Raw genomic sequence first — 22,629 nt, forward strand, 5'->3', positions numbered from 1 at the left:
TCGGTGCGGTCGGTGCGCGACGTGCGTGTCGCGCAGAAGCACGAGCGCAAGGCCGAGTCGCGCCAGCGCAGCGTCACCGAGGCCGCGTACCAGCGGGGCCGTGAGGACGAGGCCGCCGAGCGTGAGCGGGCGATGGCGAACGCGGGTGCCGGCGCCGGTGCCGGCATGGCCGGTGCCCCGGGTACCGAGCCGCAGCACCACCGCGGCCTGCACTTCGGCCACTCGCACGCCGACCGCGTCCCCGAGCAGACCCAGCAGGCCCAGCCCGGCTACCCCCAGGCCACGCCGGACGGCGGCTACCCGCCCGCGCCGCCGCAGCAGGGCTACCCGCAGCCGGAGCAGCCTCCGCGCACCTGAGCGACGCGGAACCCCCCGCTCTGGCCCAGTTTTCGTCTCGGAAACGGGCCAGAGCGGGGGGTTTTCGCTTGTCCGGTCAGCGGTGCTCGGCGAGGACGGCGTCGGCGAGGGCGGGCCAGGCGTCGATCGCCCAGGGTCCGAACGGGCGGTCGGTGAGGGCGACGAGGGCCAGGTCGGCGACCGGGTCGATCCAGACGAACGTGCCGCGCTGCCCGAAGTGCCCGTAGGTGGACGGCGAGTTGCCGGCGCCCGTCCAGTGCGGCTGCTTGTGCGCGCGGATCTCGAACCCCAGGCCCCAGTCGTTCTCGGCCTGCGGCCCGTACCCCGGCAGCACGCCGCGCAGGCCGGGGTACTGCACGGTGCGCAGGTCGGCGAGGGTCTCGGCGGCCAGGAACCCGGTCGGACGCAGCAGCTCGGCCACCACCCGCGCCAGGTCGGCGACCGAGGCGCGGCCGCCGTGGCCGGCCGAACCGTCCAGCGTGGTGGCCGTGAGCCCGAGCGGGCGCACGACGGCCTCGCTGAAGTAGTCGCCGAACGGCATGCCGGTGCCCGCCTCGACCAGCCGCGCGGCCTGCTCGATCGCCGCGTTCGTGTAGATCCGGCGCGTGCCCGGGGGCGCGACGACGCGGGCGCGGCGCAGCGGCGGGATGTCCGTCGGGCCCGTGCGCACGTTGTCCTCGTTCAACCCGGACGCGTGCGCGAGCAGGTGGCGCAGGGTCGCGCCGGGCAGCAGCTCGGGGTCGGCGGGGTCGTCGAGCGACACCGCCTCCTCCTCGACCGCGACCAGCACTGCCAGCGCGGCCAGTGGTTTCGTGACGGACGCGAGCCAGAACGGCTCGTCCACCGGCCCGATCGTGTCGACGACGCCGGACGGCCCGATCACCGCCGCCGCGGCCGTCGGCACCGGCCACGACGCGACCGCCTCGAGCGCGGTCACTGGGTGAGCCGCGCGCGGGCGGCGGCGAAGAGCAGGCGCAGCTCGTCGTCGATGCCGTCGGGCAGCTCGTCCCAGCCGAACCAGCGCAGATCGAGCGACTCGTCGCTGCGCACCGGCTCGGCGCCATCCGGCGCGACGGCGAGGAAGCGGACGTCGAAGTGCCGGGTGGGCGCGCCGAGCGAGCAGGTCAGCGGGTGCACGTCCAGGCCGAGCGGTTGCGGGTCGAAGGACAGCGCGCCGATGCCGCTCTCCTCGCGCGCCTCGCGGGCGGCGGCGTCGAGCAGGGTGCGGTCGCCGGGTTCGCAATGGCCGCCGAGCTGCACCCACCTGCCGATGCGCGGATGCAGCGTCAGCAGCACGGCGCCGCGGCTGCGGTCGACGACGACGGCCGAGGCGGTGAGGTGGCCGGGGGCGCAGCTGCGGGCCATCGCGTCCGGCCGCGCGGCGAGGAAGCCGAGGAACGACTCGCGCAGCGCGGCCTCGGCGGGCGAGTGCGTCGCGAGCGCCGTGATCGTCGCGACCGCGTCGGCGTGCAGGGCAGGGTCGCTGTCGGCGCCGATGCCCGCGTCGGCCCGCCCGGCGGCGATCGCCTCGACGGTGCCGAGCCGGAACATGTCGTCGGCCGCACCGCGCAGCAGCGACCGGCTGCCCAGGCCGTCGTCGACGAGCTTGCCGTCGGGCGCGAGCCCGCGCACGACCGCGACCGGGATGCCCGCGAGCTTGCCCTTCACCAGGTCGGCGGCCGCGGCGATCTCGTCGGCCACGGCCACGCGGGTCACCTCGAGCACGTTGCCGTAGACGTCGCGCTGCCCGCGCGGGTCGGTGACGGCCGCCAGCCCGGCGACGCCGATGGCGTTGTCGACGATGCCGTCGCGCCAGGGGCGTCCCATCGAGTCGGTGACGATCACACCGAGCTCGACGCCGAGGCGTTCGCGCAGGGCCTCGCGCAGCAGCGCGGCGGACGCGTCCGGTTCGGCGGGCAGCAGCGCGAGCTCGTCGCGCGCGACGTTCGAGGCGTCGACGCCGGCTGCGGCGAGCACCAGCCCCTGGCGGGTCTCGACGATGCGCAGCGTGCCGCGCTGGGCGACGACGCGCACGGTCTCCTGCTCGATGGCCCGCTGCCGCGCGGCCTCGCGCTCGGCCGGGTCGTCGGAGTCGAGGCGCAGCAGGCGTCCCTCGACCTTCGAGACGGCCTTCGACGTCACGACCAGCACGTCGCCGTCCTGCAGCGGCGGCGCGGCCTCGGCGATGATCGCGGCCAGGTCGTCGCCCGGACGCAGGTCGCCGATGCCGAGCACCGGGAAGACCTCGAGCCGGGGCGCGTTGTGGTCGGCCGTCACGCGAGCTCCACCGCCGCGCGGGCGATCGCCGCGGAGGCCTCGTCGTCGGTCATCAGCAGCGGCACGGCGCGCACCTCGACACCCGGCACGTCGGCGGTGTCGCCGCTCGCGACGAGCCAGCCGTCGAGCAGCCCGCCGGTCTTGCGGGCGCCGTAGTGGGCGCCGACGCCCTGCGCGGACACCTCGACGCCGATCGCCGGCAGGCAGCGGTCGGCCATGCCGCGCACGGGGGCGCCGCCCACGATCGGCGAGACACCGACGACGGGCGCCGACGTCTCGACCACGGCGGCGCGGATGTCGGCCAGCCCGAGGATCGTGCCGATCGACACGACCGGGTTGCTGGGGGCGACGAGCAGCACGTCGGCGTCCGCGATCGCCTCGAGCACGCCGGGCGCGGCCACGGCCTGGTCGACGCCGACCTGCACGAACGCGAGCGGGTCGAGCGAGGCGCGGTGCTTGATCCACCACTCCTGGAAGTGGATCGCCTTGCGCGCGCCCTCGAGCTCGACCACGACGTGCGTCTCGCAGCGCTGGTCGCTCATCGGCAGCAGCTGCACGCCGAGCTGCCAGCGCTCGCAGATCGCCGCGGTGACGTCGCTCAGCGGGTAGCCGGCGTCGAGCATGCGGGTGCGCACCAGGTGCGTGGCGATGTCGAGGTCACCGAGGCCGAACCAGGTCGGCTCGGCGCCGTAGGCCTCGAGCTCGGCCTTGATGCGCCAGGTCTCGCCTGTGCGTCCCCAGCCGCGGCGGTGGTCGTGCACGCCGGCGAGGGTGTACATGCAGCTGTCGAGGTCGGGGCAGATCCGCAGGCCGTGCAGGGTCACGTCGTCGCCGGTGTTGACGACCGCGGTGATCGTCGCGTCCGGGTAGGCGGCGCGCACGCCGCGCAGGAAGCGGGCGCCGCCGATGCCGCCGGCCAGCACTGTCAGTCGCACCGTTCGAACCTACCCGCGAGCGACGGCCGCCCGCCGACGGCGCAGCAGGGCGCCGACCTCGTGCATCGTCACCTCGATCGCGCCCAGCTCGATCGCCCGCGGACGCAGGGGAGCGGGCAGGTCGTGGTGCCAGCGCCACGGGTGGTCCTGGAAGAACCGCTGCGGGATGCCGAGCGCCTCGGCCATGGCGTGCAGCTCGTCGCGCGTGTCGGCGAGCAGGTGGCAGAACTCGGTGTGCCGCAGTCCCGCGTCCGGATACGACCGCACCGTGTCGACGTAACAGGCCATGATCAACACCCGTCCAGACCGGTCAGGGGCGGTCGCAAGGGGTGTTGATCACTTCTTGGCCGCGACCAGCAGGCCGTCGGACACCGGCAGCAGGACGCTGACCAGCCGGTCGTCGTCGCGCACGGTGCGCGAGAGCTCGCGCAGCACGCTGGTCTCGTGGTCGCGCTGGGTCGGGTCGGCGACGCGGTCGTGCCAGAGCACGTTGTCGAACGCGACGATCCCGCCGGTGCGCAGCAGCCGCACCGCCTGCTCGTAGTACATCGGGTAGGTCGACTTGTCGGCGTCGACGAAGACGACGTCGTAGGCCTCGTCGCGCAGCCGCGGCAGCACCTCGGGCGCCGAGCCGTTGATGAGCCGGTAGCGGGACGCCGCGATGCCGGCCTCCGACCACGCCTCCTTCGCCGCCCGCTGGTGCTCGCCCTCGATGTCGATGCTGGTGAGGATGCCGTCGGGCCGCATGCCGGCGAGCAGGTACAGGCCCGAGACGCCCGCGCCGGTGCCGACCTCGACCACGCTGCGGGCGGCCGTCACGGTGGTCAGCAGCCGCAGCGTCGCCGCGCCCGCCGGACCGATCGGCGTGCAGCCGAACTCGGCGCCGCGCTCGCGGGCCTTCGTGACGGTCTCGTCCTCGACGTGGAACGACTCGGCGTACGACAGACTCGCGGTGTTCAGCATCGCCTCGGCCATGCGCGGAACCCTATGCCATCGAGTCGATGATCAACTTCAGGTCGTCGGCGGTCGTCAGCGGGTTGACGACGGCGAAGCGCGCGCACATGCGTCCGCGATGGGTCGTCGGCGTCACGAAGGCGACCTGCTCGGCGAGCAGCTGCGCGCTCCAGGCGGTGTACTCGGCGTCGGTCCAGCCGAGACGCTCGAACACCAGCACCGACAGGTCCGGCTCGACGAGCAGCCGCAGGTGCTCGGCCTCGGCGATCAGCCGGGCCCCCTCGCGCGTCACGGCGAGCGTCGTCTCGACGGCGTCGCGGTAGGCGTCGCTGCCGTGCACGGCGAGGGAGAACCAGAACGGCAGGCCGCGCGCCCGGCGGGTCAGCTGGATCGCGAAGTCCGACGGGTTCCACTCGCCCTCGACGGTCACCGGGTCGAGGTAGCCCGCGCGCTGGGTGTGCGCGGCCCGGGCCAGGGCGGGCTCGCGGTAGAGCAGCGCGCACGAGTCGAACGGCGCGAACAGCCACTTGTGCGGGTCGACGATGAACGAGTCGGCCCGCTCGACACCCGAGAACAGGTGCCGGACGGACGGTGTAGCCAGCGCCGCCCCGCCGTAGGCGCCGTCGACGTGGAACCACCAGCCGTGCTCCTCGGCCACGTCGGCGATGCCGGCGAGGTCGTCGACGATGCCGAGGTTGGTCGTGCCGGCCGTGCCGACGACGGCGAAGATGCCGTCGCGCACCTTCGGCGACAGGGACGCGACGGTGTCGCGCAGCGTCGCGCCGACCATGCGGCCGCGGTCGTCGCCGGGCACCTCGATCATGTCGACGTCCATGATCACCGAGAGGGCGTGCTTGACCGACGAGTGCGACTCGCCGGTGACGCAGACGGCCCAGCGGTGCGGCGCCTGGCCGCCGCGGCGCTTGAGCGCGGTCTCGCGCGCGGCCACCAGGGCCGACAGGTTGCCGATGGTGCCGCCGGTGGTGAAGACGCCGCCGGCGCCCTCGGGCAGCCCGGCGAGGTCGGCGATCCAGCGCAACGCCTGGTTCTCGGCGTAGACGGCGCCCGAGCCCTCGAGCCACGACCCGGCGTAGACGTTGGCGGCGCTTACCAGCATGTCGAAGCCCGCCGCGGCCTTGGTCGGGGCGTTCGGGATGAAGGCCAGGTAGCGGGGGTGGTCGACCGAGAGGCACGCGGGCCCGAGCACCTTCACCCAGAGCTGGATCGCGGTGTCGACGCCGATGCCGTCCGCCGTGATGGTCTGGCCGACCAGCTCGTCCAGCTCGGCCGGCGGCAGGGGGCGGTCGAGCGGGGCCTGCATGGCCAGGCGCTCGAGGCAGTAGGCGGCGAGTTCACGGACGGCGCGCTCGGTGTCGCCGGTGAGCCTGTGCACGACCGACAAGGCTAGGTCAGGTGCGCGCCGACGGCTTCCCCCGCCCGCGTGTTGCGCAGCACGTGGGCGGGAACGGGAACGTGAGGGACGGCTGCGACGTTCAGCTGGCATCTACATTGGTGGTGTTCCGTCGACCGTGCAGCACACGGTGTGACGGCAGAGGTGAGGACATGAGCACGGTCGAGGCAACCGCGGTCGCGGCCCCCTGGGCGCCGCCGAGCTGGGACGAGATCGTCCGCGAGCACGCGGACCGCGTCTACCGGCTCGCGTTCCGCCTGAGCGGCAACCGCGCCGACGCCGAGGACCTCACGCAGGAGACGTTCATCCGCGTGTTCCGGTCGCTCGCCAAGTACCAGCCCGGCACGTTCGAGGGCTGGCTGCACCGCATCACCACCAACCTGTTCCTCGACATGGTGCGGCGGCGCCAGCGCATCCGCTTCGACGCCCTGCCCGACGACGTCGGCGACCGGCTGGCCAGCCACGAGGCCGGCCCCGACCAGACCTACCAGGACACCCATCTCGACCCCGAGATCCAGCGCGCGCTCGACGCCCTGCCGCCGGACTTCCGCGTCGCCGTCGTCCTCTGCGACCTCGAACAGCTGAGCTACGAGGAGATCGCCGCGACCCTGGGCATCAAGGTCGGGACGGTCCGCTCGCGCATCCACCGCGGCCGCGTGCTGCTGCGCGAGGCGCTCGCGCACCTCGCCCCGGGGGTGCGCCCGGCGGAGCCGGGGCTCGACGCAGTCGCTGCCGGAGGCGCCTGATGTCCGGCACCCACCTCTCGGACGAAGCGGTCGCCGCCTTCGCCGACGGCAAGCTCAGCGGCCTGGCCCGTGACCGCGCCGTGCGGCACACACGCGCCTGCGCCGAGTGCAACCACGCGGTGGCCGTGCAGCGCGAGGCGGTCTGGGCCCTGCGCGCGGCGCCCGCGCCCGGGCTGCCCAGCGGCCTGATGGACCGGCTGCGCGGCCTGCCCGAGGTCACCCCGATCACCCCGCTGCCGACGGTGCTCGCACCCGACGGCACGACGATGCTGTCGGTGTTCGCGCCGACCGCGGCACTGGTCGCCGCCCCCGCCCCCGAGCGTCCGTCGCGGGCCAAGCACGTGGCCGGCGCGGCCGCGTTGCTCACCACCTTCGGCGTGCTCGCTGCCGGGTCGGCGTCCGCCACGGCCGACGGCCCGGCGCTGCCGGCCGCGCCGGTGCACGCCACCTTCGTCCACCAGACAGGTCGTTGATCCGCTCGTTGGCCGCCGGTCGCCGTCCTCAGGCACACTCGACGGGGACGCACGGCGATCGGGAGGTATGGGCGTGACCGAGCACGGCGGGACGCCCGCGCCGCAGGCCGCGCAGCCACCGGTCGATCCGGACGGTGCCTTCGGGCGCCCGGACGGCGTGGCCGGCGGGTTCGCGCCGCGTGCCGAGCCGCCCGCCTACGCGCCGCCGCCGCCGACCGTCTCGCCGGCCGAGCAGGCCGTCTTCGGCCGCCCGCAGGGCGCGGGTGCCTTCGCGCCCGCCCCGGGTGAGCGGCTCGCGCCCACCTACCAGCCGCCACAGCCGACGCCGCGGATCTACAGCGAGGCGTTCGGGCCGACGCCCGGCGCTCGCGACGGCTTCGCGCCGGCGCCGGGTACCCGGCTCGAGCCCCGCGCCGCCGGCCCCGGATCGCCCTGGTGGAAGCCGGACGCCCAGCGCGACCCCTGGCGCGACCCGAACTCGCCGTTCTGGCTGGGCCGGGGAGCGATCTTCGCCCGCGGCCAGTTCGCCCAGCGGGCGCCGGAGCTGGACGAGGAGACCGCGGCCGACGACGAGGTCGAGGACGCCGACGAGGCGACGCCGGCCGCGGCCGCGCCCGTCGCGGCGACCCCGCGGCTGCGTCTGCTGGTGCTCATGACCGTCGTCGCCCTGCTCGTCGGCGCCGTCGGCGGGGTGGTCGGCTGGTTCATCGCCGACACCACCGGCAACGCCCTGCACCGCGACGACGTCTCGCTCGCCCAGGTCGACAAGCCCGCGAACCGGCCGCCCGGCTCGGTCGCCGACCTCGCCCGGCGCGTCGGCCCGGCGGTCGTGCAGATCGACGTCCAGACGCCGCAGGGCGCGGGCGTCGGCTCGGGCGTCGTCATCGACAAGCACGGGTACGTGCTCACGAACAACCCCGTCGTCGCCGGCGCGACGAACATCCTGGTCGTCTTCAGCGACGAGGCGACCTCCGATGCGAAGATCGTCGGGACGGACCCGGTGAGCGACCTCGCGGTGATCAAGGTGTCGGCCGACAAGCTCACCGTGGCGACCCTGGGCAACAGCGACACCCTGGCGGTCGGCGACCCGGTGATCGCTATCGGCTCGCCGCGCGGGCTCACGGGCACGGTCACCGCGGGCATCGTGTCGGCGAAGAACCGGCCGGTGCCGGTGGCGAACGAGGACGGCTCGGCCGACGCCGTGCTGGACGCGATCCAGACCGACGCCCCGATCAACCCCGGCAACTCCGGGGGTGCGCTCGTCGACGCCGCCGGCGCGGTGGTCGGCATCAACTCCGCCGCCGCGCTCGGGTCGTCCAACGGCGTGACCTTCAGCGGGCTGGGCTTCGCGATCCCCATCAACTACGCGCGCGACATCGCCCAGCAGCTGATCCGCACCGGCAAGGCCGTGCACGGGTCGCTGTCGGCGCGCGGGCACAGCGTGCAGTCGGGCATCCGGTTCGGGGCGTACCTGTCGCAGGTGCAGCCCGGCGGCGCCGCGGCGAAGGCCGGACTGCGCAACGGTGACGTCATCGTCGTCGCGACCGGCCGGGTCGTGCAGACCTTCGACGCCCTGCAGGTCGTCGTCGAGGAGCACAAGCCCGGCGACAAACTCGACCTGACGTTCTACCGAGGATCGGCCAAGCACACGGTGACCGTCACCCTCGACAAGGCCTAACCTTCCATCGTGTTCAACATCGGGCCGATGGAGATGCTGGTGCTCGCCATCGTGGGCCTCGTCGTGCTCGGGCCCGACCGGCTGCCCGACATCGCCCGCGACGCCGCCCGCTTGCTGCGCACGCTGCGCGACATCGCGACCGGCGCCCGCCAGCAGCTCAAGGACGAGCTCGGCCCCGAGTTCGCCGACGTCGACCTGCGCAACCTCAACCCGCGCACGGCGGTGCAGCGGGCGCTGCTCGGCGAGGAGTTCGACCCGGCGTCGGTCTCGCTGCGCAAGTACCACCCGCGCAACGCGCTGCAGGACCTGCTCATCGGCGACCCGGACGACGGCATCGCCGAGGAGGTCGCGTCCGCCAACGGGCGTGCGAACGGTGTCTCGAGCAACGGGGTCTCGGCGAACGGCCACTCGCCGAACGGCGCGGTGTCGATGAGCAAGCCCGACGGCCCGTCCGGCACGAAGCCGGCCGATCCTGGGGGCCCGACCGCGCGCCCGCGGCCGCGTCCGGCGCCGGCGGCACCTGAGGACGCGCCGAAGTACGACCCGGACGCGACCTGACCACCACCCGTCGCGACGGGTTCCGTTCAGGCGGGCGGGGGCACGCTGGCCCCGTGCTCGACACCGTCCGGATGACCCGCGCCGAGCGCGTCTCGCCCCGGCGCCCGGCGGCCCTGGTCGTGGCCCTGCCGGTCCTGGTGATCGCGACGCTCGGGCTCTGGGACCTGGGGCGGCCGTCGATGTACGGCACCGAGGCGGTGACGTGGTGGGCCGCGCACCTGAGCCTGCCGCAGCTCGGGCACGTGCTGCTGCACGTCGACGCGGTGCACGGCACGTACTACCTGCTGATGCACGCCGTGCTCGCCGCCGGCGGCGGCACGTTCATGCTGCGGCTGCCGTCGGTCATCGGCGCGTGCGTCGCGGTCGCGGCGACCGCGCTGCTCGTCCGGCGCCTCACCGGACGCGACCGGCCGGCCCTCTTCGCCGGGCTCGCCCTCGCCGTGCTGCCCCTGACCAGCGCGACCGCACAGCAGGGCCGCTCGTACGCCATCGACATCGCCGCCGCCGTGCTCGCCTGGCACCTGTTCGTGCGCGCCCTCGACGACGGGGCGGCTGCCGGCGCGTGGCGCCGCTGGCCGTGGTACGCGCTCGCCCTGGCCGGCTGTGCCTACCTGCACGAGATGACGCTGCTGATGATCGCCGCACACGGGGCGACGCTGCTCTGGGCGGGCGCCGGCCGGGACACCGTGCGCGCGTGGCTGCGCGCCTGCGGGCTTGCGGTCGTGCTCGCGCTGCCGGTGCTCGTGCTCAGCCTGACCCAGAGCGGGCAGGTGCAGTGGATCCGGCCCTCGACGCCGGGCACCCTCGTCGCCGCCTACCGCGCCCTGCTCGGCCCCGGCTCGGCGGTGCTGCTGCTCAACCTAATGTTGATCATGATCTCCGCGACGGCCCTGCTCGCCCGGCACCGTCCGTCGGCAGCGACGGACGGTGCTGCCGACATCGGTGGCGGCAGCGTCGGACGGCTGTCCGTGCCGGTGCTCGCGCTGCCGCTGCTCGTGCTGCCGCCGCTGCTGCTCGTCGGCGAGTCGATGGTCGCGCACCCGCTCTACGGCGGCACCCGCTACGTGGTGTGGTGCCTGCCGGCCGCGGCGATGCTGATCGGTGACGGCCTCGACCGGCTCCTCTCGTCCGACAGCGGCAGGAACCCCCTGCTGTGGCTCGTTCTCAGACGCGAAAGTGGGCCACAGCGGGGGGTTTCGCGCGTTATGGCGACGCTCGCTGCGGTGCTCGGCGTCGGCGTGCTCGCCGGTGCACTGGTCGCGCAGCGGGCCGTGATCGAACGTGCTCACACCGCGGCCGGGGCGCCGCAGGACCTGCTGGCGGTGGCGAGCTACATCCGCGACCACGCACGGACGGGCGACGGGGTCGTGTTCGCGCCGCGGTCGTTCGAGTCGGTGGTGCTGGGCTATCCGCGCGACTTCGCGGGCGTGCGCGACCTCGTGCTCGCCGTGCCGGGCGACCGGTCTGGGACGCTGTACGGCACCGATCGGCCGGGGCCGGCGATCCGGCGGGCCGTCGACGCCACGGCGCGCGTGTGGCTGATCGGCACGCGCACGCCGGCGGCACGGCACGACCGGCCGGAACTCGAGGCGCTGGCCCGGCACTTCCGCGTCGCGCAGCGCACGCACGTGCACGGCGCGACGATCACGCTGTTTGAACGGATCAGCCGCGCGTCGGGGTGAGCCCGAGCGACCGGCCGACCAGGCTGGTCTGACGCCGTGCCAGCCGCTCGGCGACCGCGGCGATGGCCTGGGCGGCCGCCGACTCGGGGGACGCGAGCACCACCGGCGTCCCGGCGTCGCCGCCCTCGCGCACGCGCTGGTCGATCGGGATCTGCCCGAGCAGCGGCACGGTCGTGCCGGTCGACTGCGAGAGCGAGTCGGCCACGGCCTGGCCACCGCCGGAGCCGAACAGCTCCATGCGCTCGCCGGTCGGGAGCTCGAGCCAGCTCATGTTCTCGACGACGCCCACGATCTGCTGGTGCGTCTGCAGCGCGATCGAGCCGGCCCGCTCGGCCACCTCGCGCGCGGCGAGCTGCGGCGTCGTGACGACGAGCAGTTCCGCCGACGGCACGAGCTGCGCCACCGAGATGGCGATGTCGCCGGTGCCGGGCGGCAGGTCCATGAGCAGCACGTCGAGGTCGCCCCAGAAGACGTCGGCGAGGAACTGCTGCAGCGCGCGGTGCAGCATCGGGCCGCGCCACACCACCGCGGTGTTGCCGGGCGTGAACATGCCGATCGAGATGACCTTCACGTCGTGCGCCGACGGCGGCATGATCATCTGCTCGACCTGCGTCGGCTTGCCGGTGACGCCGAGCATGCGGGGCACCGAGAAGCCGTAGATGTCGGCGTCCACGACACCGACCGAGAGGCCCTTCTGCGCGAGCGCGACGGCCAGGTTCACCGTCACCGACGACTTGCCGACACCGCCCTTGCCGGACGCGACCGCGTAGACGCGGGTGCGCGATCCGGGCTGGGCGAACGGGATCTCGTTGGCCGGCGCGTCGCCGCGCAGCTTCTGCCGCAGCTCGGTGCGCTGGGCGTCGGTCATGACGCCGAGCTCGACCGACACCGACGCCACGCCCTCGAGCGGCTGCACGGCCGCCGTGACGTCGCGGGTCAGCTGCTCCTTCATCGGGCAGCCGGGCACGGTGAGCAGCACCTTCACGGCCACGGCGCCGTCGGGCGTCGTGGCGATCGACTCGACCATCCCCAGCTCGGTGATCGGGCGGCGGATCTCGGGGTCGTTCACGCGTGCGAGGGCAGCGCGGATCGCGGTCTCGTTCGGGGCGGGCACGCCGTCGATGGTACGGAACCCCCGAGGGCGGCCTCCTAGGCTGAGGGCGTGACGGAGATCCCGCCGGTGCGCCCCGACGACTGGCGGGTGGCCGTGTGGCGGCGGTTCCTGCACGCGCACGCGGTCGTCGTGCGGGCGCTCGAGCAGGACCTCGCCGCCTCCGCCGACCTGCCGCTCGGCTGGTACGACGTGCTGCTGCAGCTCGCCGAGGCGCCCGGACGACGCCTGCGCATGGCCGAGCTCGCCGACCGGGTGCTGCTGTCGCGCTCGGGACTCACCCGGCTGGTCGACCGGCTCGCCGCCGACGGGCTGGTGCGCCGCGAACCCTCGCCGGACGACGCGCGCGGCACGTTCACCGTGCTCACCGCCGCCGGCGTCGAGCGGCTGCGCCGGGCCGTGCCGCCGCACCTCGCGTCCGTGCAGCAGCACTTCCTCGGGCACTTCGACGACGACGACCTGCGCCGGCTCGACGACCTGCTGCGACGGGTGGTCGGGCGCGACGACGGTGACGCAGGCGGCAGCGCGGGCCCGGCGACCGGCCGCGCGTGAGCGAGGCGACCGAGGACGACCGGCGGGCGGTCGTGCGCGACGCGCTGGGCGTGGGGGTGGCCGTCGGCAGCTACGGCTTCGCGTTCGGCGCCGCGTCGGTGGCGTCCGGGCTGTCGGTGCTGCAGTCGTGCCTGCTCTCGCTGCTCGCGTTCACCGGCGGCACGCAGTTCGCCGTCGTCGGCGTGGTGGCGGGCGGCGGCGGACTCGCGCCCGCGCTGAGCAGCGGCCTGCTGCTCGGCTCGCGCAACATGCTCTACGCGATGCGCATGGCGCCGGTGCTGCGCGTGCGGGGCCTGCGGCGGCTGCTCGCGGCGCACGGCACGATCGACGAGTCGACGGCGATGGCGGTGGCGCGTCCGAACGACGAGCTGGCGCGGGTGGCGTTCTGGTGGACCTTCGCCGGCGTCTTCACGTTCTGGAACCTGACGACGCTGGGCGGCGCGCTGGCGGGGTCGGTGATCGACCCTGCCAGGATCGGTCTGGACGCCGTGGTGCCGGCCGCGTTCCTCGCCTTCCTGTGGCCGCGGCTGCGCACGGGCGCGGTCGAGCGGCGGGTGGCGGCGGCCGGTGCGGTGATCGCGCTGGTGCTGATCCCGTTCACGCCGCCGGGCGTGCCGGTGCTCGCGGCGACGGCGGCACTGCTGCTGGCCGGTCGGGTGCGCGCGTGAACCTCTGGACGCTCGTGCTGCTCACCGTCGCCGGCTGCTACCTGCTCAAGCTGGCCGGCTACCTCGTGCCCGCGCGCGTCCTCGACCATCCCGGCGTGCGGCGGCTGGTCGAGATGGTGCCGGTGGCGCTGCTCGCGGCGCTGGTGGTGGTCGAGGCGGTGGCCGACGGCCGGCACCTGCGCCTCGACGGCCCGCGGCTGGCCGGCTTCGCCGTGGGCGCGCTCGCCCTCTGGCGCCGCGCCCCGTTCCTCGTCGTGATCGTCGCGGCCGCTCTCACCGCCGCGCTGCTGCGGCTCGGGATCTCGTGACGGATTCCGCGTCGAGTGACGGATCGTCGCGTCGGGTGACGGGCCGACACGCCGTCACGCGAGGGCCGAATCCGTCACTCGGCGGCAGATCCGTCACCAGATGGGCGGACGAGGCAGGCTCAGCCCCGCGCGGCGAGGTAGGCGCGGGCACGTGAGCGGTACCAGAGCGACCAGGCAGCGCCGAGCAGCGTGAGGACGGCGAGCAGCGCCGCGGCGAGCCGGGCGCCAGGCCGTTCGGCCAGCGCGAACAGGCCGAGCGCGAGGACGAGGGCGACGAGGCAGACCCCGGCGGCCCACGCATAGCCACGCACGACGCGGGACGCCTCGCCGTCGGCGATGGCGCGCACCACCGGGTCGGCGGGCGGCGTCGCCGAGCGGATGGCCCGCCCGACGGCGAGCCGGTCGGTGCGGGGGAGCCCGAAGACGAGCGGCAGCCGGGGGTCGGCGGCGCCCGGCCGACGACGGACGGTCGCGCCGAGGGCGACGACGAGCGCGATCACGGTCGCCGCCGCGACGAGGGTCGCCGTCGTCGCGGCCTGCACCGACCGCCCGTCCACGAGGGTCAGCAGCGGCGTCAGCACGACCACCGCCGCCGGCAGCGCGAGCATGCGGCGGCGCGAGCTCACCACGGCGCGCTCGCGGATGTCGTCGAGGGTCACGCCATCAGTGTGCGGTCGCGGCGCCGTTCCGGCACGGCGCAACCGTGATCAACACCCGCCGCGCCCGGTCTGCGCCGGTTCGGACGGGTGTCGATCACGGGATGCGGCCCGACGCCGCCCGCGGCCCGGTCAGCGCGCGAGCAGTGCCTCGATGCCGGCGGCGGAGGTCGGGGCCTCGACGGCGCGCAGGTAGGCGCGTCCGCGGCCCGCGCGCCGCCGGATCGCCGCGGCGATCACCAGCCAGCAGCCGGCGAGCACGACGTCGAACACCGTCTGCGCGGTCGGTGTGCCGGGGAACAGCGGCTGCAACAGCAGCAGCACCGCGAACGCCGCCCAGTACAGCCCCATCGTGCGCACGCGCACGTACCGCGCCGCCTCGTGCACGGTGATCGCGGCGAGGTCGGCGGCGGACGGCGGCGTCGCGGTACGGATCGCCGTGTCGAGCTCGCGCCGCTGGTCGGCCGGAAGGCCGAGCCGCAGCGGCAGGCGCCGGTGGGCGAAGAGGGGACGCCGCCACAGCCACAGCCCGACGACGAGCGCCACCACGGCCGCTGCCGTCAGGGCCGCGTCGCCGGGCGCCGTGTTGCCGTCGCCGTCGATCGCGGCGTTGACGAACGCCAGCGCCGCGCCGAGCACCGGCGTCGTCCAGGCGAGCCGCTTCGTGCGCACCGCCGCGAGCGCCCGCACCGCGTCCAGGTCGATCGGCATGCCAGCAGTGTGCGGCACGCGCCGGACCTTGGCACCCTGCTGCGGTCGCCCTGACGATCGACTTGCGGCCACAGCAGGGGACGGAGCGGCTCAGTCGGCGGTGACCGGCCGCTCGACCGGTGCGATCGGCGTGTCTGCGACCTTCGGCTGCTTGGGCTGCTTGGGCGCCTTCGGTTCCTTGACCGGCTTGTCGTCGCGGCCGTCGCGGGACTCGGCGAGCCGGGTGACCTCCGAGCGCAGGAAGTCGCGGGTCGCGACCTCGCCGACCGCCATGCGGATCGCCGCGATCTCGCGCGCCAGGTACTCGAGGTCGGCCTTCGACTCGCGCGCCTCGTCACGGTCGGCCTCGAGGTTCACGCGGTCACGGTCGTCCTGCCGGTTCTGCGCGAGCAGGATCAGCGGCGCCGCGTAGGCCGCCTGCAGCGACAGCACCAGGGTGAGGAACTGGAACGGGTACGGGTCGAAGTGCGGGACGCCCGGAAGGTAGTTCTCGACGATCCAGACCAGGATGATCAGCGTCTGGATGACCAGGAACCGGCCGGTCCCGAGGAACCGGGCGAACCCCTCCGTCCACTGCCCGAAGGCCTCGGGGTCGACACGGAACCGCGGCGTGCGGCGCTCGAAGCGCGGCTGGTCGAGGCGGAACCGCGGCTCACTCATCGTCGGACCGATCGGCGTCGCGCCAACCCTCGGGCAGCAGGTGGTCGAGGACGTCGTCGACCGAGACCGCGCCGAGCAGCCGGTCGTGGTCGTCGACGACCGGCACCGCGACGAGGTTGTACGTCGCGAGGTGGCGGGTCACGTCCTCGATGGACGCGTCGGGGTGCAGCGATCCGGTGTCCTTCTCGCACACTCCGCTGACCAGCGACGACGGCGGTTCGCGCAGCAGTCGCTGGATGTGTGCGGTGCCGAGGAAGCGCCCGGTCGGCGTCGCCTGCGGTGGGCGCACGACGAACACCTGCGCGGCGACGGCGGGGGAGAGCTCGGGGTTCCGCACCCGTGCCAGCGCCTCGGCCACGGTCGCGTCCGGCAGCAGCACCACCGGCTCGCTGGTCATCATGCCGCCGGCGGTGTAGTCGCCGTAGGTCATGAGCCGCCGCACGGGCGCTGCTTCGTCCGGCTCCATCAGTTCGAGCAGGCGCTCCTGGTCCGCGGCGGACATCTCGCCGAGCAGGTCGGCCGCGTCGTCGTCGTCCATCGCCTCGAGCACGTCGGCCGCGCGCTCGTCGGCCAGCCCGCGCAGCAGGTCGACCTGGTCGTCCTCGGGCAGCTCGGACAGCACGTCGGCCAGCCGCTCGTCGTCCAGCGCGGTGGCGATCTCGAATCGGCGCTTCGGGGTCATGTCCTGCAGCGCGGCGGCGACGTCGGCCGGGCGCAGGTCGGACAGCGTCGCGAGCAGCGCGTCGGTGCCCTGCTCGGGACCGCTCAGCGCCAGCCCGTCGACCTCGTTCCACTCGACCTGGAACAGCTGGCCGCGGCGGCGCGCCAGCCGGCCGGTGCTCGTGCGCACCGCGAGGCGCGTGATCACCCAGTCGCGGTTGCGATTCGGCTCCATGCCGACGTCGACGACCGACGCGCTCTGGCCGTTCTCGCGCACGGTCACGGTGCGGTCGAAGAGGTCGTTGATCACGAGGACCTCGTTCGCCCGGCGTTCGAACCGCTTCATGTTCACGGTGCCGGACGAGAGCACCACGCTGTCGGGCTCGATGCGGGTGACGCGTCCCATCGGCACGAAGATGCGCCGGCGCTGGACGAGCTCGACGACCAGCCCGAGGATGCGCGGCGACTGCCGGTCGCTGCGCAGCATCGTGACGGCGTCGCGCACCTTGCCCAGCTGCTCGCCGTAGGGGTCGTAGACGTCGATGCCGACGAGGCGGGCCAGGAATACCCGCGTGCCGGTCATGTCGTCTCTCCCACGAGAGAACAGGCTATCCGGCGGCCGTGACGTCGCCGCGCAGGCGGACGCAGCCCCTCAGCGGATCACGTCGAGACGCGCCGGTGCGTGCTCGCGCGTCCGGACATGATCGCCGCGGCGGCTACCCCAGCGCGGCGATCGCGTCGGCGATGGCCAGCGTGCGCCGCGCCGACTCGACGTGCAGGTTCTCGATCATGCGGCCGTTGTAGGTGACCACGCCCGTGCCGCCGGCGTTCCAGGCCTCGAGGATGCCGCGGGCCTCCTCGACCGCCTTGTCCGACGGCGCGAAGGTCGCGTTGGCGCCCTCGACCTGACCCGGGTGGATCAGCGTCTTGCCGTCGAAACCGAGCTGCCGCCCCTGCTCGCACTCGCGCAGGAAGCCCTCGGTGTCCTTCACGTCGTTGTAGACGCCGTCGATGATCACGATGCCGGCGGCGCGCGCGGCGAGCAGCGCGAGACCGAGGCCGGGCAGCACCGGCTGGCGTCCGGGCACGTGCTCGGCGTAGAGCTCCTTGACCAGGTCGTTGGTGCCCATGACAAAGCCGGTCAGCCGTGGGGACGCGGTCGCGATCTCGAGCGCGCGCAGCATCGCGATCGGCGTCTCGACCATCGCCCAGAGCGTCGTGTGCTCCGGCGCACCGGCGGCCTCGAGCCCGGCGACCAGCTGCCGCACCTCGTCGGCCGAGTTCACCTTCGGCACCAGCACGACGTGCGGGCCGGCGTTGGCGGCGGCGGCGAGGTCCGCCTCGTGCCACTCGGTGCCGATGCCGTTGACGCGGATGATCAGCTCGCGGCGTCCGTACTCGCCCGACTGCACGGCCGCACAGGCCGACTCGCGCGCGGCGGGCTTCGCGTCAGGGGCGACGGCGTCCTCGAGGTCGAAGATGATCGCGTCGCACGCGATCGACTTCGCCTTCTCGAGCGCCCGCTCGTTCGAGCTGGGCATGTAGAGGACGGAACGACGGGGACGGAAGCTCATGCCGACACCTCGATCGCGTCGTACTGCTCCTTGAGCTTCGGGTCGATCGCCGCGAGCTGCTCGGCCAGCTGCACCAGCACGAGGCACTGCTTGAGCGACGCGTCGTCCTCCATCTTGCCGTTCAGCATCACCGCGCCGGTGCCGTCGCCCATCGCGGCGACGACCTCGCGGGCGTGCTTGATGTCCTGCACCGACGGGCTGAAGACCCGGTTGGCGATCTCGATCTGCTTCGGGTGCAGCGACCACGCGCCGACGCAGCCGAGCAGGAAGGCGTTGCGGAACTGGTCCTCGCACGCCACGACGTCGGCGATGTCGCCGAACGGGCCGTAGTAGGGGTAGATGCCGTGCATCGCGCACGCGTCGACCATGCGGGCGATCGTGTAGTGCCAGAGATCCTGCTGGTAGATCGTCCGGTCGCCGGTGATGTCGCCGCCGACCGGGTCCTGCCGCACGAGGTAGCCGGGGTGGCCGCCGCCGACGCGGGTCGTCTTCATACGGCGGTCTGCCGCGAGGTCGGCCGGGCCGAGCGACAGGCCCTGCATGCGCGGGGACGCCGCACAGATCTCCTCGATGTTCGCGACGCCGCGCGCCGTCTCGAGGATCGCGTGGACGAGCAGCGGCTTCTGCAGCCCGGCCTTCGCCTCGAGCTGGGCGAGCAGCCGGTCGACGTAGTGGATGTCCTCGGCACCCTGCACCTTCGGCACCATGATCACGTCGAGCTTGTCGCCGATCTCGGAGACAAGGGTGACCAGGTCGTCCAGCACCCACGGCGAGTCGAGCGCGTTGATGCGCGTCCAGAGCTGCGTCGGGCCACTGGAACCGAGACCGTCCGTCTCCTTGGCGATGCGGACGAGTCCCTGCCGCGCGGCCTCCTTGTTGTCGGCCTTGATCGCGTCCTCGAGGTTGCCCAGCAGCACGTCGACGGTGCCGACCATGCCGGGGATCTTCGCCGCCATCTTCTCGTTGCTCGGGTCGAAGAAGTGGATCGCGCGCGACGGCCGGGCCGGGATGTCGCGGGGTGGCGTCGGCGCGCCGACGGCGAGCGGGGCGAAGAAGTCCTTGGCGGGACGCATCGGGGCGACCTCCTGGCGTGTCCGGGCCGGAATGTGGGCGTTGGGCGACCGTAGCAATGGGGTGCCCGTCAGAGCGTCCCGAACGGGCCGGGCTGTGACGAGGACGGCGATCAGGGCTGGTTCGTCGCCGGGGTGAGGTAGAGCTCCTGCTCGAGCGCGAGCAGCTGCGGATCCTGCGGGGTCGTCGGTCCGTCGAGGTACCAGGCGTCGAAGACGGCGACGCCGTTGTCCTGGCCGACCACCCGGAACGCCTCGTCCGCCGGGATGTGGTCGGCACCGGGGATGACGTACCCCTCGCGCAGCAGGTCGTCGATGCTGCCGGTGTTGTCGGCGTTCTCGAGGGCGATGAACCGCTCGGCCCACCGGTAGATGTCCGGCGCGGGCGCGGGCGGCAGCCCGACGTCCTCCACCGCCAGCGCGACGGTGCGGGCCTGTCGGGGGAACGTCCAGAGCAACCGGTCGGCGCCACGGCACTGGTGCTGCCGGAAGAAGGCGGCCACCTGCCCGTACGAGTGGGCGGCGCAGTCGGTGATCCGGTCGTGCGCCCAGAGGTCCATCGTCAGCGCACCGCCCTGCGGCAGCGGCACGTGCACCGTGCGCATCGGCACGGCGGGTGCACCGCTGCCGGACGGGCTCGCGGTGCCGGGCGCGGGCAGGCCCGGGCCCGCGGGCGGCGCGGCAGTGGGCGACGCCGACGGGCCCGACGGCGTGGACGACGTGGCGGAGCCCGTGCCCGTGCCGGTGCCCGTCACGACGGTGCTGCTGCACGCCGCCAGCAGGACGGCCGCGGCGCCGAGCAGGAGGCCACGCACGGGCGCAGCCTACGACCGCACCGGGCGTCCCGTCAGTCGTCGATACTGGACGCAACGAGTCGGCAGGGAGGTGGCGACGCGGTGATCGATCCGATGCGGGTGGGCGCCGGCGCGGCGCGCGCGGTGGCCAACGCCCGGTCGCACTTCCTGGGCGAGGGCGTCGAACCGCCGCACGCCACGGCGTCCGAGGTGGTGAGCGAGAACCCGCACGCGCGGCTGGTCCGCTTCCGTCCCTCCAGCGGACCCGGCCGCGGTGAGCCGATCCTGCTCGTGCCGCCGCTGGCGGTGCCGATCGCGTGCTTCGACCTGCGCCCGCAGCAGAGCCTCGCCGCGTTCCTGATCGAGCGCACCGGCCGGCCGGTGTACGTCGTCGACTACGGCAGCATCGGCTTCGCCGACCGGCGGCTCGGGTTCGAGGCGTGGATCGACGGCATCCTGCCGATGACCGTGCGGCAGGTGTCGTACATGCACGGCGGGGCGCCGGTCGACGTCGTCACCTGGAGCCTCGGCGGCACGCTCACGCTGCTGACCGCGGCCGCGCACCCCCGCCTGCCGCTGCGCGCGATCGCCGCCGTCGGCACGCCGATCGACTACAGCAAGGTGCCCCACCTCGTGCCGCTGCGGCAGCTGGGGCGGGTGACCGGCGGGCAGCTCGTGCACACCCTGAACCGCGCGCTCGGCGGGCAGCCGGGGGTCGTCGTGCGGGCCGCGTTCCGGTTCACCGCGCTGCAGCGCGAGCTCACCCGGCCGTGCTTCCTGCTGCGCAACCTGCACGACACCGAGGCGATCGCCCGCATGGAGTCCGTCGACCGGTTCATCGGCGGCATGCCCGGCTACCCCGGCCGGTTCTACGGGCAGCTCTACGCCCGCGCGATCCAGGCCAACGAGCTCGCGTCCGGGCGGCTCACCCTGCGCGACCGCGGCCGCGACCGGGTCATCGACCTCGGGAAGGTGCGGCAGGACGTGCTCATCGTCGCCGGCCGCACCGACGTCATCGCCCCGATCGCGTCGGTGAAGCGCGCGATCGACGTGCTCACGGGCGCACGGTCGGTGAACTACGCCGAGGCGCCCGGCTCGCACCTCGGCGTGCTCACCGGCCCCGAGGCGGCCGGCACGACGTGGCTGGCCATCGACGAGTTCCTCGCCCGCGTCGCGTCCCGCCGCCGCCCGCAACCCCTCGCCCCCCGCTGACGGACCTCAAGATCGGGTGACGGACCTCGAGTTCGGGTGACGGCGAAAACACCGTCACCGGGCGTCCCGACCCGTCACCCGATCACCGGATGCGTCACCCACAGGCGCGTCGTGTAGGTCACCTCACGTCACGAAAGTTGGTCGTCCCAGCAACCTGCGCGCAATACTCGCCGGGAATCGTCCGCCGCTGCGAAGGAGATCCGCCATGGCGCGCCTCGCCCAGACTGCAGGCCTGACCGACATCCAGCAGGAGATCCTGCGCACGGTCAAGGACTTCGTCGACAAGGAGATCCTCCCGTACGCGAACGACCTCGAGCACAAGGACGAGTTCCCCGAGGCGATCGTCGAGGGCATGAAGGAGATGGGCCTGTTCGGCCTGATGATCTCCGAGGAGTACGGCGGCCTCGGTGAGTCGCTGCTGACCTACGCCCTCGTCGTCGAGCAGATCGCCCGCGGCTGGATGAGCGTCAGCGGCGTCATCAACACCCACTTCATCGTCGCCTACATGATCAACCAGCACGGGACGCCCGAGCAGAAGCAGTACTACCTGCCGAAGATGGCGACCGGCGAGATCCGTGGCGCCTTCTCGATGAGCGAGCCCGAGTGCGGGTCCGACGTCAGCGCGATCAAGTCCCGTGCCACGAAGGACGGCGAGTTCTACGTCCTCAACGGCCAGAAGATGTGGCTGACCAACGGCGGGCGCGCGGGCGTCGTCGCCACCCTGGTGAAGGACGACACCGGCGGCGACTCGGTCTACAAGAACATGACGACCTTCCTGGTCGACAAGGAGTCGGGCTTCGGCGAGACGGCACCGGGCGTCACCATCCCCGGCAAGATCGACAAGATGGGCTACAAGGGCGTCGAGACCACCGAGATGGTGCTCGACGGCGTGCGCCTGACGGCCGACAAGATCCTCGGCGGCGAGGCCGGCCGGGGCAAGGGCTTCTACCAGATGATGGACGGTGTCGAGGTCGGCCGCGTCAACGTGGCCGCCCGCGCCTGCGGCATCTCGATCCGGGCCTTCGAGCTCGCCGTCGCCTACGCCCAGCAGCGGCGCACCTTCGGCAAGCAGATCGCCGACCACCAGGCCATCGCGTTCAAGCTCGCCGAGATGGCGACCAAGGTCGAGGCCGCGCACCTGATGATGGTGAACGCCGCCCGGCTCAAGGACGCGGGCCAGCGCAACGACGTCGAGGCCGGCATGGCCAAGCTCATCGCGAGCGAGTACTGCGCCGAGGTGACGCAGGAGAGCTTCCGCATCCACGGCGGCTACGGGTACTCGAAGGAGTACGAGATCGAGCGGCTCATGCGCGAGGCGCCGTTCCTGCTCATCGGCGAGGGCACGTCGGAGATCCAGAAGACGATCATCAGCCGCGGCCTGCTCAAGGAGTACCGCCTGCAGCAGTAGGCGCGACGGGCGGGCAGTAGGCAGATCGCACCACCGCTGCCCGCCGAAGGTCCCGCGCGACGTCACAGCGGCGCAACGATCGTGACCGGCCGGGTATCTCCCGGTTGGTCTGAGTTCCCCGGCGGGTTAACCTGGGTGCGCCCCGCGTCGCATTTCGGACGGCCCGGGACCCCC

Annotated in this window: 24 protein-coding genes and 1 pseudogene; 11 read left to right on the forward strand and 14 right to left on the reverse strand. The window is 73.6% G+C overall.

Going from position 1 to position 22,629, the window contains the following annotated elements:
• Positions 1-357, forward strand: a pseudogene (locus ACTHMS_RS16920) (hypothetical protein); the annotation flags it as partial.
• 76 nt (positions 358-433) lie between these two features.
• Here the strand turns inward: ACTHMS_RS16920 and ACTHMS_RS16925 are convergent.
• Genes ACTHMS_RS16925 through ACTHMS_RS16950 form a run of 6 tightly spaced genes read right to left on the reverse strand, consistent with a single transcriptional unit; the run spans position 434 to position 5,916 of the window.
• Positions 434-1,294 (reverse strand): serine hydrolase domain-containing protein, encoded by an 861-nt coding sequence (locus ACTHMS_RS16925; protein ID WP_440307831.1) that lies wholly within the window; start codon positions 1,292-1,294, stop codon positions 434-436.
• Positions 1,291-2,634 carry a coenzyme F420-0:L-glutamate ligase gene (locus ACTHMS_RS16930; RefSeq protein WP_440307832.1) on the reverse strand — a complete coding sequence of 448 codons (1,344 nt, stop codon included), beginning with the start codon at positions 2,632-2,634 and terminating at the stop codon, positions 1,291-1,293. The genes ACTHMS_RS16925 and ACTHMS_RS16930 overlap by 4 nt, the downstream gene beginning before the upstream one ends.
• The gene (cofD, locus tag ACTHMS_RS16935) at positions 2,631-3,569 is read right to left on the reverse strand and encodes a 2-phospho-L-lactate transferase (RefSeq protein ID WP_440307833.1); all 939 of its coding nucleotides are present in this window, start codon (positions 3,567-3,569) and stop codon (positions 2,631-2,633) included. Before cofD ends, ACTHMS_RS16930 begins: the two co-directional genes overlap by 4 nt.
• Before the next feature lie 9 nt (positions 3,570-3,578).
• Positions 3,579-3,857: a DUF4031 domain-containing protein gene (locus ACTHMS_RS16940; protein WP_440307834.1), complete on the reverse strand. Its 279-nt coding sequence runs from the start codon at positions 3,855-3,857 to the stop codon at positions 3,579-3,581.
• Positions 3,858-3,905: 48 nt separating this feature from the next.
• Entirely contained in the window at positions 3,906-4,544 is a 639-nt protein-coding gene (locus tag ACTHMS_RS16945; protein ID WP_440307835.1) for an O-methyltransferase, read from the reverse strand.
• Between the two features lie 10 nt (positions 4,545-4,554).
• Positions 4,555-5,916 carry a pyridoxal phosphate-dependent decarboxylase family protein gene (locus ACTHMS_RS16950; protein ID WP_440307836.1) on the reverse strand — a complete coding sequence of 454 codons (1,362 nt, stop codon included), beginning with the start codon at positions 5,914-5,916 and terminating at the stop codon, positions 4,555-4,557.
• A 170-nt stretch (positions 5,917-6,086) separates the two neighbouring features.
• Here ACTHMS_RS16950 and sigE point away from each other — a divergent pair, with 170 nt between their 5' ends.
• The 5 genes from sigE to ACTHMS_RS16975 all read left to right on the forward strand — a co-directional run bounded on the left by sigE (position 6,087) and on the right by ACTHMS_RS16975 (position 11,071).
• The gene (gene sigE, locus ACTHMS_RS16955) at positions 6,087-6,680 is read left to right on the forward strand and encodes an RNA polymerase sigma factor SigE (protein ID WP_440307837.1); all 594 of its coding nucleotides are present in this window, start codon (positions 6,087-6,089) and stop codon (positions 6,678-6,680) included.
• Positions 6,680-7,153: a hypothetical protein gene (locus ACTHMS_RS16960; RefSeq protein ID WP_440307838.1), complete on the forward strand. Its 474-nt coding sequence runs from the start codon at positions 6,680-6,682 to the stop codon at positions 7,151-7,153. Before sigE ends, ACTHMS_RS16960 begins: the two co-directional genes overlap by 1 nt.
• A 73-nt stretch (positions 7,154-7,226) precedes the next feature.
• Positions 7,227-8,831, forward strand: a complete 1,605-nt coding sequence (locus ACTHMS_RS16965; RefSeq protein WP_440307839.1) for a trypsin-like peptidase domain-containing protein — start codon at positions 7,227-7,229, stop codon at positions 8,829-8,831.
• Positions 8,832-8,840: 9 nt separating this feature from the next.
• Complete coding sequence (locus tag ACTHMS_RS16970; protein ID WP_440307840.1) at positions 8,841-9,389, forward strand: sec-independent translocase; 549 nt, start codon at positions 8,841-8,843, stop codon at positions 9,387-9,389.
• A 53-nt stretch (positions 9,390-9,442) separates the two neighbouring features.
• Positions 9,443-11,071, forward strand: a complete 1,629-nt coding sequence (locus ACTHMS_RS16975; RefSeq protein ID WP_440307841.1) for a glycosyltransferase family 39 protein — start codon at positions 9,443-9,445, stop codon at positions 11,069-11,071.
• On the opposite strand, the gene ACTHMS_RS16980 is transcribed toward ACTHMS_RS16975, so the two are convergent.
• The gene (locus ACTHMS_RS16980) at positions 11,052-12,185 is read right to left on the reverse strand and encodes an Mrp/NBP35 family ATP-binding protein (protein ID WP_440307842.1); all 1,134 of its coding nucleotides are present in this window, start codon (positions 12,183-12,185) and stop codon (positions 11,052-11,054) included. The two genes, ACTHMS_RS16975 and ACTHMS_RS16980, sit on opposite strands and share 20 nt — an antisense overlap.
• A 48-nt stretch (positions 12,186-12,233) precedes the next feature.
• On the opposite strand from ACTHMS_RS16980, the gene ACTHMS_RS16985 reads away from it, so the two are divergent.
• From ACTHMS_RS16985 to ACTHMS_RS16995, 3 genes are read left to right on the forward strand one after another with little or no spacing between them, the layout of a single operon-like run.
• Positions 12,234-12,734: a MarR family winged helix-turn-helix transcriptional regulator gene (locus ACTHMS_RS16985; RefSeq protein WP_440307843.1), complete on the forward strand. Its 501-nt coding sequence runs from the start codon at positions 12,234-12,236 to the stop codon at positions 12,732-12,734.
• Positions 12,731-13,402, forward strand: a complete 672-nt coding sequence (locus ACTHMS_RS16990) for an AzlC family ABC transporter permease (RefSeq protein WP_440307844.1) — start codon at positions 12,731-12,733, stop codon at positions 13,400-13,402. The genes ACTHMS_RS16985 and ACTHMS_RS16990 overlap by 4 nt, the downstream gene beginning before the upstream one ends.
• Positions 13,399-13,710 (forward strand): AzlD domain-containing protein, encoded by a 312-nt coding sequence (locus ACTHMS_RS16995; protein ID WP_440307845.1) that lies wholly within the window; start codon positions 13,399-13,401, stop codon positions 13,708-13,710. Before ACTHMS_RS16990 ends, ACTHMS_RS16995 begins: the two co-directional genes overlap by 4 nt.
• Positions 13,711-13,829: 119 nt before the next feature.
• Here the strand turns inward: ACTHMS_RS16995 and ACTHMS_RS17000 are convergent, their stop codons facing one another.
• The 7 genes from ACTHMS_RS17000 to ACTHMS_RS17030 all read right to left on the reverse strand — a co-directional run bounded on the left by ACTHMS_RS17000 (position 13,830) and on the right by ACTHMS_RS17030 (position 19,856).
• Positions 13,830-14,369, reverse strand: a complete 540-nt coding sequence (locus ACTHMS_RS17000) for a hypothetical protein (RefSeq protein WP_440307846.1) — start codon at positions 14,367-14,369, stop codon at positions 13,830-13,832.
• 129 nt (positions 14,370-14,498) lie between these two features.
• Entirely contained in the window at positions 14,499-15,077 is a 579-nt protein-coding gene (locus ACTHMS_RS17005; RefSeq protein ID WP_440307847.1) for a hypothetical protein, read from the reverse strand.
• A 90-nt stretch (positions 15,078-15,167) separates the two neighbouring features.
• A complete protein-coding gene (locus tag ACTHMS_RS17010) occupies positions 15,168-15,737 on the reverse strand; it encodes a DUF1003 domain-containing protein (protein ID WP_440307848.1) in 570 nt (189 codons plus the stop codon).
• A complete protein-coding gene (locus ACTHMS_RS17015; protein ID WP_440307849.1) occupies positions 15,730-16,980 on the reverse strand; it encodes a magnesium transporter MgtE N-terminal domain-containing protein in 1,251 nt (416 codons plus the stop codon). The genes ACTHMS_RS17010 and ACTHMS_RS17015 overlap by 8 nt, the downstream gene beginning before the upstream one ends.
• A gap of 133 nt (positions 16,981-17,113) precedes the next feature.
• The gene (locus ACTHMS_RS17020) at positions 17,114-17,971 is read right to left on the reverse strand and encodes an HpcH/HpaI aldolase/citrate lyase family protein (RefSeq protein WP_440307850.1); all 858 of its coding nucleotides are present in this window, start codon (positions 17,969-17,971) and stop codon (positions 17,114-17,116) included.
• A complete protein-coding gene (locus ACTHMS_RS17025; protein WP_440307851.1) occupies positions 17,968-19,044 on the reverse strand; it encodes an HpcH/HpaI aldolase/citrate lyase family protein in 1,077 nt (358 codons plus the stop codon). The genes ACTHMS_RS17020 and ACTHMS_RS17025 overlap by 4 nt, the downstream gene beginning before the upstream one ends.
• Before the next feature lie 110 nt (positions 19,045-19,154).
• Positions 19,155-19,856 carry a hypothetical protein gene (locus tag ACTHMS_RS17030; protein WP_440307852.1) on the reverse strand — a complete coding sequence of 234 codons (702 nt, stop codon included), beginning with the start codon at positions 19,854-19,856 and terminating at the stop codon, positions 19,155-19,157.
• Between the two features lie 81 nt (positions 19,857-19,937).
• On the opposite strand from ACTHMS_RS17030, the gene ACTHMS_RS17035 reads away from it, so the two are divergent.
• The gene (locus ACTHMS_RS17035; protein WP_440307853.1) at positions 19,938-21,047 is read left to right on the forward strand and encodes an alpha/beta hydrolase; all 1,110 of its coding nucleotides are present in this window, start codon (positions 19,938-19,940) and stop codon (positions 21,045-21,047) included.
• A gap of 205 nt (positions 21,048-21,252) precedes the next feature.
• Entirely contained in the window at positions 21,253-22,455 is a 1,203-nt protein-coding gene (locus tag ACTHMS_RS17040) for an acyl-CoA dehydrogenase family protein (protein ID WP_440307854.1), read from the forward strand.
• Positions 22,456-22,629: the final 174 nt, after the last annotated feature.

Source organism: Jatrophihabitans sp. (genome assembly GCF_051960575.1).
In the GTDB taxonomy this organism is placed as follows: domain Bacteria; phylum Actinomycetota; class Actinomycetes; order Mycobacteriales; family Jatrophihabitantaceae; genus JBQCEE01.

What these genes read in the sequence shown, in the direction of transcription:
- ACTHMS_RS16940 (WP_440307834.1), bottom strand. Translation starts at nt 3,857, where the DNA reads ATGGCCTGTTACGTCGACACGGTGCGGTCGTATCCGGACGCGGGACTG.
- ACTHMS_RS17015 (WP_440307849.1), bottom strand. Translation starts at nt 16,980, where the DNA reads ATGACCGGCACGCGGGTATTCCTGGCCCGCCTCGTCGGCATCGACGTC.
- ACTHMS_RS16960 (WP_440307838.1), top strand. Translation starts at nt 6,680, where the DNA reads ATGTCCGGCACCCACCTCTCGGACGAAGCGGTCGCCGCCTTCGCCGAC.
- ACTHMS_RS17025 (WP_440307851.1), bottom strand. Translation starts at nt 19,044, where the DNA reads ATGCGTCCCGCCAAGGACTTCTTCGCCCCGCTCGCCGTCGGCGCGCCG.
- ACTHMS_RS17010 (WP_440307848.1), bottom strand. Translation starts at nt 15,737, where the DNA reads ATGAGTGAGCCGCGGTTCCGCCTCGACCAGCCGCGCTTCGAGCGCCGC.
- ACTHMS_RS17020 (WP_440307850.1), bottom strand. Translation starts at nt 17,971, where the DNA reads ATGAGCTTCCGTCCCCGTCGTTCCGTCCTCTACATGCCCAGCTCGAAC.
- ACTHMS_RS17040 (WP_440307854.1), top strand. Translation starts at nt 21,253, where the DNA reads ATGGCGCGCCTCGCCCAGACTGCAGGCCTGACCGACATCCAGCAGGAG.
- ACTHMS_RS16945 (WP_440307835.1), bottom strand. Translation starts at nt 4,544, where the DNA reads ATGGCCGAGGCGATGCTGAACACCGCGAGTCTGTCGTACGCCGAGTCG.
- sigE (WP_440307837.1), top strand. Translation starts at nt 6,087, where the DNA reads ATGAGCACGGTCGAGGCAACCGCGGTCGCGGCCCCCTGGGCGCCGCCG.
- ACTHMS_RS17005 (WP_440307847.1), bottom strand. Translation starts at nt 15,077, where the DNA reads ATGCCGATCGACCTGGACGCGGTGCGGGCGCTCGCGGCGGTGCGCACG.